The organism is Granulicatella sp. (genome assembly GCF_057274575.1).
Map to the genome: position 1 here is coordinate 15615 of NZ_DBHISP010000011.1, position 12880 is coordinate 28494.

12 protein-coding genes are annotated in these 12880 nt (G+C 39.2%); all 12 read left to right on the top strand.

The features are described from left to right. The first annotated feature begins 82 nt into the window (after positions 1–82). The gene (gene tetA(60) / locus ACO5V7_RS06555; RefSeq protein ID WP_485485529.1) at positions 83–1822 is read left to right on the top strand and encodes a tetracycline efflux ABC transporter Tet(60) subunit A; all 1740 of its coding nucleotides are present in this window, start codon (positions 83–85) and stop codon (positions 1820–1822) included. Then, entirely contained in the window at positions 1819–3558 is a 1740-nt protein-coding gene (gene tetB(60), locus ACO5V7_RS06560; RefSeq protein WP_049554487.1) for a tetracycline efflux ABC transporter Tet(60) subunit B, read from the top strand. The genes tetA(60) and tetB(60) overlap by 4 nt, the downstream gene beginning before the upstream one ends. A gap of 155 nt (positions 3559–3713) precedes the next feature. Further along, entirely contained in the window at positions 3714–4862 is a 1149-nt protein-coding gene (locus ACO5V7_RS06565) for an amidohydrolase (RefSeq protein ID WP_314376606.1), read from the top strand. Position 4863: 1 nt separating this feature from the next. Next, positions 4864–5550 (top strand): NAD(P)H-dependent oxidoreductase, encoded by a 687-nt coding sequence (locus tag ACO5V7_RS06570; protein WP_485485530.1) that lies wholly within the window; start codon positions 4864–4866, stop codon positions 5548–5550. Next, a complete protein-coding gene (locus ACO5V7_RS06575; RefSeq protein ID WP_485485531.1) occupies positions 5537–5716 on the top strand; it encodes a hypothetical protein in 180 nt (59 codons plus the stop codon). Before ACO5V7_RS06570 ends, ACO5V7_RS06575 begins: the two co-directional genes overlap by 14 nt. Positions 5717–5721: 5 nt before the next feature. After that, the gene (locus ACO5V7_RS06580) at positions 5722–6330 is read left to right on the top strand and encodes a YczE/YyaS/YitT family protein (RefSeq protein WP_485485532.1); all 609 of its coding nucleotides are present in this window, start codon (positions 5722–5724) and stop codon (positions 6328–6330) included. Between the two features lie 215 nt (positions 6331–6545). After that, the gene (locus ACO5V7_RS06585) at positions 6546–7886 is read left to right on the top strand and encodes a carbohydrate ABC transporter substrate-binding protein (RefSeq protein WP_485485533.1); all 1341 of its coding nucleotides are present in this window, start codon (positions 6546–6548) and stop codon (positions 7884–7886) included. A gap of 221 nt (positions 7887–8107) precedes the next feature. Continuing rightward, on the top strand, positions 8108–8881 hold the full coding sequence (locus tag ACO5V7_RS06590) for a carbohydrate ABC transporter permease (protein WP_485485534.1): 774 nt from the start codon (positions 8108–8110) through the stop codon (positions 8879–8881). Positions 8882–8892: 11 nt separating this feature from the next. Next, entirely contained in the window at positions 8893–9771 is an 879-nt protein-coding gene (locus ACO5V7_RS06595) for a carbohydrate ABC transporter permease (RefSeq protein ID WP_485485535.1), read from the top strand. A gap of 23 nt (positions 9772–9794) precedes the next feature. Next, positions 9795–12035 carry a 1,3-beta-galactosyl-N-acetylhexosamine phosphorylase gene (gene gnpA, locus ACO5V7_RS06600; protein WP_485485536.1) on the top strand — a complete coding sequence of 747 codons (2241 nt, stop codon included), beginning with the start codon at positions 9795–9797 and terminating at the stop codon, positions 12033–12035. Then, positions 12032–12214 (top strand): DUF6903 family protein, encoded by a 183-nt coding sequence (locus tag ACO5V7_RS06605; protein ID WP_485485537.1) that lies wholly within the window; start codon positions 12032–12034, stop codon positions 12212–12214. Before gnpA ends, ACO5V7_RS06605 begins: the two co-directional genes overlap by 4 nt. Before the next feature lie 431 nt (positions 12215–12645). Then, on the top strand, positions 12646–12880 hold a 235-nt coding region (locus ACO5V7_RS06610; RefSeq protein ID WP_485485538.1), incomplete at its 3' end, for a dTMP kinase.

Consider the following 12880-nt stretch of genomic DNA (forward strand, 5'->3'; position numbering starts at 1 on the left):
TTTTTTAGATGAGATTAGGAATGAAGCTGTTACTTTTTCCATGCATGGGGAAGGTGACGGCTTTTTTTGATGGAGGAAAACGATGAACGATTTAATAAAATTAGTGATAGGCTTTATAAAAAAACATCCGATGCGCTATCTTGTTAGTTTTGTATTAATGATTGGAAGTAGTATCGCTTCGGTTTATCCCGCTAGAATTGTGGGACAAGTAGTCGATAAAATCGTCGCAAGTGAACTGAACGGCGATTGGCTCTGGACGCAACTTGTGATTTTAGTAGGGATTATTCTCGTGGCCTATATTACGGAGAGTATTTGGACAAATTTGATTTTTATGGGCTATTATGAAATGCAAAAGGAATTGCGTGTGAAATTGTTAAGGAATAATTTGATGAAGAAAATTCCGTTTTATGCGCATTTTAGAACGGGGGACATTATTACCCGTAGCAGTGAAGATGTGATGACGATTGGCGATATGATGGGGTTCGGAATGTTTGCACTCATGAACTCAACATTGATGGTGACGGTATCGATTTATATGATGGTCACAACGATTTCGTTGCCACTGACCATCGTTGCGATTTTACCACTTCCAATCCTTTCATATCTCGTGTATAAATGGGGATTTGATCTCGAAGAAGAGTACAACAAGGCGCAAAACGCGGTCTCTCAACTGAATAATGAAGTACTGGAGATGATTGACGGTACTTACGTTATTCGAGCTTACGGGCAAGAAGACGCGATGATGGATGAGTTTCGTGCGAAAACGAAAAAGGCTATGAAACAAAATATCATTGTGTCAGAAATTGAATCTCGCTTTATTCCGCTCGCGCAATTATTTATGATGATCAGCTTTACAATTGCGCTTTTTTACGGTGGGTACTTGGTGTCGAATGGGACCATTCTCGTTGGGGATGTCATTGCCTTCCAAGTCTATATGGGAGCGATTATGTGGCCGATGTTTATGATTGGCGATATTATCACGAACTACAAACGCGGAAAAGTGGCAACCGAGCGTATTAATGAAATATTAAGATATGACGATGACATCGAACGTGGTGGAACAAAAGCGCTCGAGACGATTGAATCGATAGAGTTTAAAGACTTCCATTTTACGTATCCAGGAGAAGAGGCGTCCTTATTAAAAGGAATTAATCTTACTTTGAAAAAAGGCGAGACTCTTGGAATCGTGGGGAAAACAGGTTCTGGAAAAACAACACTCTTGATGCAATTATTACATCAGTTCCCCTACAAAGGAGAAAAGCTCTTTATTAACGAAGAACCGTTGATTGATTACGATAGTCAAACGGTGGCAGGGCATTTGGCCTATGTACCACAAGAGCATACACTTTTCTCACGGACGATTCGCGAGAATATGTTATTCGGAAAAGAGGATGCAACGGATGATGAAATTTGGGAAGCGTTGACGCTAGCCTCTTTTGAAGGAGACGTGAAACGAATGCCAGACGAGCTCGATACGATGGTCGGAGAAAAAGGGGTATCGCTCAGTGGAGGTCAAAAACAACGCTTATCGATTGCTCGTGCTTTCTTACGCAACCGTGAATGCTTAATTTTGGATGATGCGTTATCTGCAGTTGATGCGAAAACGGAAAGGGAAATTATCTCGCACTTGCAACAAGAACGCGGAGGTTGTATGAATATCATTTCTGCGCACAGACTTTCTGCAATTCGTCATGCGGATGAAATTATTGTGATGAATGAAGGACGTATTAGTGAGAGGGGTACCCACGAGGAGCTGCTCGAACAACGAGGATGGTACTATGAACAGTATCTCACACAAGAAATGGAGGAGGAAATCGAATGAGAACGATGAAGCGATTATTAAGCTACCTCCGTTATGAGAAAAAAGGAGTTCTGATTGGACTCTTCTGCCTGTTACTCTCAACAGGAGCAACCTTAACAGGGCCACTCGTTGCGAAACACATTATCGATAATGTGATTACTCCGATGGGGCAGGCGCATGATTTCAAAGCAGGTGGCCTACTTTTATGGGTTGGTATTTACGTGACAGTGAACTTAGTGGGAGTTGCTGGGGCCTATTTAAACCGTGTATATATGAAGACTCTCTCAAACCGTATTGCAAAACGCATTCGTGACGAAGTGTTCGAGCATGTACAAACCTTGCCGGTATCGTACTTCGACCATTTACCAGCTGGGAAAGTGGTTTCTAGAATTACAAGTGATACAGAATCAGTGCGTGCAAACTTCTACGTGAGTGGGATTTCGACGCTTTTCAGTACGATTGTGATGTTGGTAGGTGTTTATATAACCATTTTCTTATTAAACGCAACGCTAGGACTCGTATTATTATTCCTAGTTCCTGTGATGATTCTATGGCAGAGAACCGTTGCTACGAAGCAGAAAAAATACTATTCCGAAAATCGTGAACTCTATAGTCAGTTGAGTGGACAATTAAACGAAAGCATTCAAGGAGCAGGCATCGTTCAAGCCTTCCAGCAAGAAGAAAAAATTGTTGCAGAATATGATGCCACGGCAACTTCTTGGGTAGAAGTTGGTCGTAAGGAATTAATTCTTGAGTCGTACTTCTCGTGGAGTCTTGTCGGCATGCTTCGAAACATTACTCATTTTGGAGTTATCTATTATTTCAGTATGCAGTTTATCGGTGGAACACTCGGGATTTCAGCAGGTCTTTTATATGCATTTATTGACTACATTAATCGTATATATGAGCCGATTCAAACTTTTATGAATGTCGTGTCTGGCTTCCAGCAATCAATGGCTGCTGGTGACCGTGTGTTTGAACTAATGGATACACCGAGCGAGGAATCGGGAGAAGAGCTCTTCACGTTTGATGAAGGATGTATCGAATTTAAAGATGTGAGTTTTGAGTACACAGCGGGAGTTCCTGTGTTGAAACACTTGAATTTCACGGTAGAACCAGGACAGACGGTTGCTTTTGTCGGACATACTGGTTCAGGGAAATCATCCATTATGAACTTACTGTTTCGCTTCTACGACCCAACGAGTGGTGCTATCTTCATCGATGGCAAAAACACACGCGACTTTAACAGACGTAGTGTTCGAAGCGAGATGGGAATCGTTCTTCAAGATCCGTACCTCTTTACAGGAACGATTGCTTCAAACGTAGGGCTCAACAATGAATCGATTGAGCCTGAGACGATAAAAGAGGCGATTATTAAAGTGGGTGGAGGACATCTACTTACGAAGAGTGACAAGGGCTTGGACTACGAGGTGAAAGAAAAAGGAATGGATTTCTCTTCAGGAGAACGCCAACTGATTTCATTTGCTCGTGCGATCGTCTTTGACCCGAAAATCTTAATTTTAGACGAGGCAACTTCGCATATCGATACCGAGACAGAAGAGATTATTCAGAATGCAATTAATGTCGTCAAAGAAGGGCGTACAACCTTTATGATTGCTCACCGACTTTCCACAATTGCTCATGCTGACCAAATTTTTGTGTTGGATAAAGGAGAAATTGTAGAACGTGGAACGCATGATGAATTGCTTCAACTGCAAGGTCAATATGCCGAAATGGTCGCCCTACAAAAAGGATAATTTTAAAAAATACAAGACGCTGTTTCCTTTGAAACAGTGTCTTTTCTTTCGTAGCGGTAAACTTTATTTTTTTAGTGTTTTTTCAAGGGAATTCATGGTGCATTACGCCTCTTAGTTTGTTACAATGTGTAGGAAACTGATTGAGGAGAGAACGTATGATTACGAAAGAAGTTATTGAACGTGCAACAACGCACCGCCGCCATTTACATATGTATCCAGAAGTATCTGGAGAAGAAGTTGAAACAACGCGCTATATCCGAGAAGCCCTAGAAGCGATGGGACTTACTTGCTGGAATTTAAAGTCTAAGACGGGAGTGGTTGCAGAACTCGGAAACGGTGAGGGACCAACATTAGCCTTACGTGCCGACATCGATGCGCTACCGATTGTGGAACAAACAGGATTAGACTACGCTTCAAAAAACGAAGGAGCGATGCATGCATGCGGACATGATTTCCATACCGCTAGCTTGCTGGGAGCCGTTCAAGTATTAAAGGCTCAAGAAGACAAATTACAAGGGAAAGTTCGTTTTATTTTCCAACCAGCCGAAGAAAGTAACCGTGGAGCACGCGCATTGATTTCTGAAGGTGTGCTTGATGGAGTGGATGCGATTATTGGATTCCATAATAAGCCAGAACTTCCAGTTGGAACGATTGGTGTGAAGGAAGGACCTCTGATGGCAGCAGTCGGCCAGTTTAAAGCCGAAATTACAGGGGTAGGAACGCACGCTGCAGCACCGCATAACGGAAACGACCCCATCGTTACGGCTTGCCAAGTGATTGCAAATGCTCAAGCGATTGTTGCACGTCATACATCCCCACTTGAACCAGTGGTATTAAGCGTATCGCATATCGAAGCAGGGAATACATGGAATGTGATTCCAGAGAAAGTATTTTTTGAAGGAACGATTCGTACGTTTAATAAAGAAGTGGAACGTCAAATGACGCAGCAATTCGAAAAGATGATTGTTCAAACGGCTGATGTTTACGGGCAAAAAGGAAGTATCGAATGGATTTTAACGCCGCCAGTTGTGCATAATGACGTAGAAATTACAAAAGTAGTGAGACGCACAACGGAGAAATTTGCGACAGTGGTGACACCTGAAGTGACTTTAGGAGCAGAAGATTTCGCCAATTATATGGAACACGTTCCAGGATGTTTTGTCTTTATTGGAACGGGTTGCCCACACGAATGGCATCACCCAGCGTTCTTAGTCGATGATACAGCGCTACCGTTTGCGATTCAGTATTTTGTTGACAATACGAATGCACTTTTAGAAGTTCTTTCACAGAAAGGAAACGCGTAATATGAAAACAATGGTGGTCATTAGCCATCCAACGATTCAAACTTCATCGAGCCAACAGTTTTTCCTCGCAACGTTAAAAGGGGAAGAAACTGTAACGGTTCGCCATTTAGACGAAGTATGGAGTGAAGCAAAGCCTCATTTTACAAGAGCGACTGAAGAAAAAGCACTGTTAGAAAGTGAAGCCAAGAGACTCATTCTTCAATTCCCAATGTATTGGTACCAAGCACCTGCTGTCATGAAGGAATGGATTGATACGGTGATGAGTAAGAGTGCACGCTTTGCAAAGCAAATTAAGGAACTCGGAATTGTTGTGACACTTGGTGTGAAAGAAGAAGCCTTCCGTGCAGGAGGAAAAGAGCAATTTACGATTTCGGAACTTATGCGTCCGTTCCAAGCATTAGCAAATGCAATGGGCTGGAAGTATTTACCGATTTTTGAAGTCCATCAATTTGATTATAAGACTGAAGTTACCAAACAAGCATTACTCGTGGAATATTTACAATACATGACGAAAGATCATCACGGGACATTAAAAAATACAGAAGATTGGTTTATCGAACGCTCACAAGCAATGAATGGAGCACGCTGGGAACAAATCGCAGAGTGGATTAAAGAGAATCAGGATGAAAGACTGGAACTCGAGATGCACCTAAGTCATTGGGAGGAGAGTCAGTATGGAGATTATTGAGAAAATCGGGCTAATCGATACGTGGATTGCAGAAGAAAAAGAGTATAAAGAACGTACATTACTTATGGCTGCAAAAACTCTTCTTTTAGAACAAGCAAAACGAATTGAACAAGCACATGGAGAGTTAGATGGACGGATGTGGAGTCCAGAAAACTGGGCCAAATAAGGAGAATGAGATTGAAAAAAGATAAATTAGGACTTCGATTAGTTTTATTAGTTATTTCCTGCTTTTTAATCGGACTAGGAGCAAAGATGGCTGGTTCGAGTACATTAGGAGCTGACGTTGTCGTTCTTGTGTGGGATGGATTAAATCGCACATTTGGGGTAGATATGGGGACGTCAAACATTATTGTTTCTCTCGTATTTCTCGGAATTACTTTTAGTATCAACTGGAGATATATTGGATTTGGAACAGTTATAGGGATGTTCTTACAAAGTTTCTTTATTAATCTATTCGACTTTAGTGCTATTGCCGAAATGGATATCACTATAAAAATAGCTGCTATGGTTGTAGGGATTGCTTTAATTGCCATAGGATGTGCAGTTTATGCGCTGGCTGAATTAGGCGTTGGGCCTTATATTGCTGCAACTCTTGCTTTACACGAGAAATTCAAAACGTCCATACCACGAAACAAGTTTTTAATTGACGCTAGTTGTGTGGTCATTGCCGCAATTATGGGACAATGGCCGACAATTGGACCAGTCGTTTCGTTAGTGATTAGTGGAGTGATTATGGACCAAACAATGGTTCTTTTGAAAAAAATTCTTCCAATTAAATAAGAACAATAAGAACGCATATCCTATTTACAAGAGGAGACCTCTTGTAAATAGGATTAATTTTTTATAAATAAAAAGAAAAATGAAAATTTTGATGGTATCGTTTTCTAAGACAGCAAAATAGTACAAATCGAAAGCAAAATAGTTATTGTGAAAGCGGTTTTTCCATAGTAAACTTAAAGTGTCTTAAAAAGTAATAGAAACTAGGGGGAGACAACATGAAAAAGAAAGTATTACTATCAAGTGCAGCGTTATTAGCAACTGTATCTTTAGCAGCTTGCGGAAATAACGCTAGTAAGACAGATTCAACAACTAAAGCGGAAACTAAAGAGAAAACAACTCTTAAATTAGCAGCTTTAGAAAGTGGTTACGGCGGAGAAATGTGGCCTGCAATCATCAAAGCTTATGAAGAAGCAAATCCAAACGTAAAAGTGGAATTGACTCAAAGTAAGGAAATCGAAGACAAAATTTCTCCACAAATGAAAGCTGGAGATTATCCAGACATCGTAATGCTTGCTTTAGGACGTAAACAAGCATTACCAGAAACTTTAATTAAAGACAAAGCATTAGCTGATTTAACAGACTTATTTGACATGAAAGTCTATGGCGAAAACAAAAAAGTTTCTGAAAAATTATTAAACAATGTATTAGGATCAACAGTAACTGACCCTTATGGAGATGGAAAACACTACTTAGCACCAATGTTCTATGCTCCAACAGGATTGTTCTACAACGAAGGATTATTCAAATCTAAAGGTTGGGAAGTTCCTAAAGATGTTGCTGGTATGAAGGAATTAGCTGAAAAAGCTAAGAAAGATAACATTTCACTATTCACTTATCCAACTACAGGATACTTAGATAGCTTCTTCCCAGCATTATTAGCGAACGCTGGTGGTGTTGATTTATTCAACAAAGCAATGAAATACGAAACTGGTGTATTCACTTCTGAAGCTGCTACTAAAGCATTTGAAGCAATGGGAACATTATTATCAAATGTTGAACCTTCAACAGTTGCTAATGCGAATAAACAAAGCTTCACTAAGAACCAACAATTAATCTTAGATAATAAAGCATTATTCATGCCTAACGGTACTTGGGTAGTGGGTGAAATGGCAAAAGCTCCTAGAGCTGAAGGCTTCAAATGGGCTATGACTGCTGCTCCAGCGATCGAAAAAGGTGGCAAACGCTACGTTTACTCATTCTTCGAACACATCTGGGTTCCAAAAGAATCTAAGAATCAAGCAGCAGCTAAAGAATTCTTATCATTCTTGTACTCAGATAAAGCAGCTGAAATCTTTGCTAAATACAATGCCGCTCAACCAATTCAAGGCGTAACAGCAAAATTACCAGAAGAATTGAAAGCATTATATAAAGTTGTAGATGAAGTAGATGGTGTTATTAATGGGAACTTCGTAGCTACTAAACCAGTTGAAGGTGTAAGCATGAAGGATACATTATATGGACAAATTGACTCTGTAGCATCTGGTCAAAAAACAATTGCTGAATGGCAAAAATCTGTTGAAGAAGTTAGCCAAAAGTTAAAAGCAGCAGTTCAATAATTCGATAGAAAGAATTAAATAGGAGTGGGATGCGAAGCAATTTTCAAGGGTGAAAATTCCTTCCACCCACTCTCATTTTATCTAAAAATGGTTGGAAAGAGGGCAGAACGATGAAAAATCGTAGAAAAAGAGAGAAAAATTTATTTATTCTCGTTTGTTTATTACCTGCACTAATTTTATTTTTTACGTTCATGATATATCCAACAATAGAAGTATTCCGTATGTCACTTTTTAGATGGGGCGGATTTTCAAATAATAAGGAATTTGTTGGATTAGATAATTTTAAAATTTTATGGATGGATGAAAACTTCTTTAGAACAATGCAAAATACGATCTTACTCATTGTAGTTGTGACGATTTTTACGGTTGTATTAGCAGTTGTTTTTGCAGCGATTCTTTCGACAGAAAAGATTCGTGGAAATAATTTATTTAGAATCATTTTCTATATTCCTAATATTTTATCAATCGTTGTTATTGCAGGAATTTTATCAGCAGTATACGATCCAAAAGCAGGTCTATTAAATGCGATTTTACCAGAAGCATGGAATCGATTATGGCTAGGAGATCAAAGTATTGTCATTTATTCATTGGCATTTGCACTCATTTGGCAAGCGATTGGATATTACATGGTAATGTACATGGCAGGGATGGCGAATATTCCATCTAGCTTATATGAAGCAGCAGATCTTGATGGTGCAGGAAAAATCGGAAAATTCTTCAATGTAACTTTACCATTAATTTGGAATAGTATTCGTACGACATTAACATTCTTCATTATTAGTACGATTAATTTAAGTTTCTTATTAGTGCAAATCTTAACAGACGGTGGCCCAGATGGTTCTACAGAAGTGTTCTTAAGCTATATGTTTAAACAAGCGTATACGAATTCTTCTTATGGTTATGGTATGGCTATCGGGGTAGTTGTCTTTATATTCTCATTCGGATTATCTGGTATCGTAAGTCATATTACGAAACGCGATATTCTTGAATATTAGGAGGGAAGATCATGAAAGGACAAACTCAATCATTTGAGAAGCTATATAAAGCGTTTATCTATGTTGCGCTCATTACATTAGCGATTAGTATTATTGTACCTGTCGGATGGGTCTTCTTAGCTTCTATGAAAGAAAACAGAGAATTCTATGGTTCTCCATGGACCTTACCTGAAGGTTTTTATTGGCAAAACTTTGCAGACGCTTGGAATAAAGCAAAAATGGGAGATTACATGCTAAACTCCGTTATTGTAACAGGGTTAGCGCTCATTATTTTAGTAGTAGTAGCGATTCCATCTTCGTATGTGTTAGCTCGTTATAAATTCCCAGGAAGTCGATTCATTAACTCATTATTAAAAGGTGGATTATTCATCAATGTAAACTACATTGTGGTACCAATCTTCTTAATGTTACTCGACTGGGACAAAGGACTAAAAGGTTTTGGAATTAATGGATTCTTCTTAAATAATATTTTTATCTTAGCTCTTGTCTACGCAGCGACATCACTGCCATTTACGATTTATTTATTATCGAACTTCTTCAAAACATTGCCAACAACATTTGAAGAAGCAGCGTCTATCGATGGTGCAGGATATTTTACAACAATGCTTCGTGTAATGACACCGATGGCACGACCAAGTATTATCACAGTAATTTTGTTTAACTTCCTTTCTTTCTGGAATGAATACATTATTGCTTTGACATTGATGCCAGGTAAAAATCAAACACTTCCTGTTGGACTTAAGAACTTACTTCAAGCACAACGTGGTGCGGCGGAATATGGTCAAATGTATGCAGGGATGGTAATCGTAATGTTACCAACATTGATTTTATATATTTTAGTTCAAAATAAATTAACACAAGGGATGACATTGGGAGGCTCGAAAGAGTAGTCGTCATCGCAGGAGGAGAGTATATGGGTAAAACAAAAGGGCGTTTAACCCTACCAAGTGAATCTAATTTTTTAGAGCAAACAAAAGAATTACTCGAGCGTTGGGGTGCCGATGCCATTCGTGATAGTGACGGGACAAAGCTTGATGAAGCCACTAAACAATTAGATGCAAAAATTTATACGACTTACTTTGTTGCACGAAATCACAATGATTTTATTAAAGATTATATGGAAGAGTGCCAACAAATTTTCGTGATGTCTAAGTTTTGGTTAGCAACAGAAGAAACATTAACGATTCCATTTATGGAAGGGTACTTTGAAGATCAAGTTCAACCAGATTATGTGCATAATCCAAAAAAATATTGGGAAGTCATTGACCGTACAACAGGAGAAGTTGTGCCTGTAGAAAGTTGGTCTATTAACCAAGAAAATAATACGGTAACGATTGAAGGGACACGTCCTTTCCATGAATATACCGTGTCGTTTCTAGTGTATGCAATTTGGGATCCAACACAAATGTACAATCATATCACGAATAACTGGGGAGATGTTCCTCACGATATTCCTTTTGATGTACGTGGACCTCATTCGAATCAATTTATGCATGATTATTTAAAACAATGGTTAAAAGAGAATCCTGATACAGATGTGGTTCGTTTTACAACATTCTTCTACCATTTCACATTGATTTTCAACAACTTAGGAAAAGAAAAATTTGTGGACTGGTTTGGCTATGGTGCTAGTGTTTCAGTAGCAGCACTCGAAGCTTTTGCCAAGGAAAAAGGCTATCGCTTAAGAGCAGAAGATATTGTGGATGAAGGGTACTATAACTCAACATTCCGCACACCAAGTAAAGCGTACTTAGACTATATCGACTTCATTCAAGCATTCGTTGCAAGAGAAGCGAAAAAATTAGTCGATGAAGTACATGATGCTGGTAAAGAAGCTATGATGTTCTTGGGAGATAACTGGATTGGGACTGAACCATACGGACCATACTTCGAACAAATTGGTTTAGATGCAGTAGTTGGTTCTGTCGGTGGAGGAGCAACTCTTCGTATGATTTCAGATATTCCGCACGTGAAATATACAGAAGGAAGATTCTTACCATATTTCTTCCCAGATGTATTCCGTGAAGGAAATGATCCTACGATTGAAGCCAATAAGAACTGGTTATCCGCAAGACGTGCCATCATGCGTAACCCTGTAGACCGTATTGGATATGGTGGTTATTTAAGTCTTGCATATCAATTCCCTAAATTTGTAGATTACATTGAACATGTAACGGATGAATTTAGAGAAATCTACGATATTGTTAAACATACAAAACCATATACTGGTTTGAAGGTAGCCATTCTAAACGCATGGGGGCGTTTAAGAACTTGGCAAGCACACATGGTTGCCCATGAACTTCCATATAAACAAATCTATTCTTACCTTGGAATTATGGAAGCGTTAAGTGGTGCGAGTGTGGATGTAAGCTTTATCAGCTTTGACGATATCATTCATGGTGGAGTTCCAGAAGGTGTCGATGTCATCATCAACGCCGGGGATGCCGGAACTTCATTTAGCGGTGGAGAGGTTTGGAAGAATGAGACACTCATTACACGAATTCGTGAATTCGTGTATAATGGTGGAGGATTTATCGGAGTTGGGGAACCAACAGCGGTTCATCACCAAGGAAGATTCTTCCAACTTGGAGATATTTTGGGTGTTGAAAGAGAAATGGGATATAGCCTTTCAACAGATAAATATTTTACTAAAGAATTGAAAGAACACTTTATCATTGAAGATGTTGAAGATGTTCATAAGATTGATTTTGGTGAAAATATTAAGAACGTGTATGGCTTAACGAGTGCAACAGAAGTACTTGAATTTAGCAATCCTAAAGTCAGCGCTGGTGGCGTTGAGGAAGGAATCGTTCTTCCAGCCAATGCGGAAGGAAAAGAATTCGGAGAAATTCACCTTGCAGCAAATCCTTACGGAAATGGTCGTGGGGTGTACATTGCAGGACTTCCATACACACCAGAAAACACAAGATTATTGATGCGAGCTTTATTCTACGCAGCCAATAAAGAAAGTGAATTAACTAAATGGTATGCAAGTAATCCATTAGTCGAAGTACATGCTTATCCTGAAAAAGGAGTGTATGCGATTGTGAATAATACGAACGAAGCACAGTCCACACTTGTCTATGATGGTGAAGGAGTATCAAGAACTGTGGAACTTGAGCCAAGTGAAATTAGATGGGAGAAGATATCATGAATCCTAAAGTAAAAAATTGGATCCGCTTCGTATTGATGTTGGTATTCTTGTATGTAGTTATTTTGGGGCATCAGATGATTGGAAAAGAAGGCGTGGCTACAATGTTGGTTGGTCTAGCTGGACTACTTCTCTTGCTATGGGATTACAATCGTCCGTACTCAAAATCGATGAAACGGTAATAAAACTTAACTAGGAACAGGGGCTTGTTTACAAACAAGCCCCTGTTTCTTTGTGCAGGGACACAATATTTAAAAATAAAATAGTGCAAACCAAAGGTTTGTGATTACTGCGAAGTTTTGCGGGTTCGTTTTATAGTAGCTGTAATGAGGGACCGGCTCGAGCCAAGGTCTCTCGCCTTCAAAGTTCAAAATAGGAGTAAGGGATAAATCCCTAACTCCCATTCATTCACCTTTGATCCTATTTCCTTTTACTGCTACTATATGAATCTAGCAAGGACTCACCGTAATCACAGTGCTATTTTAAATATTTTGTTTTGTGAAGAAAGGGAGAGAGGAGATGAAAATCTGATAAATCTGATGGGAATTTGGTTTATTATAAGTGGAAAATAGCGTATAATGAAAAGAAGATATTGAAGGGGATTGAGGATAATATGAAAGGATTGTTTATTACAATGGAAGGGCCAGATGGTGCTGGGAAAACAACAGTCATCAATCAACTAATTCCTTTGTTACAAAAACATGCCTTAGTCGATATCGTTTCGACAAGAGAGCCTGGTGGAAGTCGTATCGCAGAAGATATTCGAAAAGTGATTCTGGATGTGAATAATACAGAAATGGACGAAAGAACAGAAGCCATTTTATATGCAGCAGGACGCCGTCAGCACT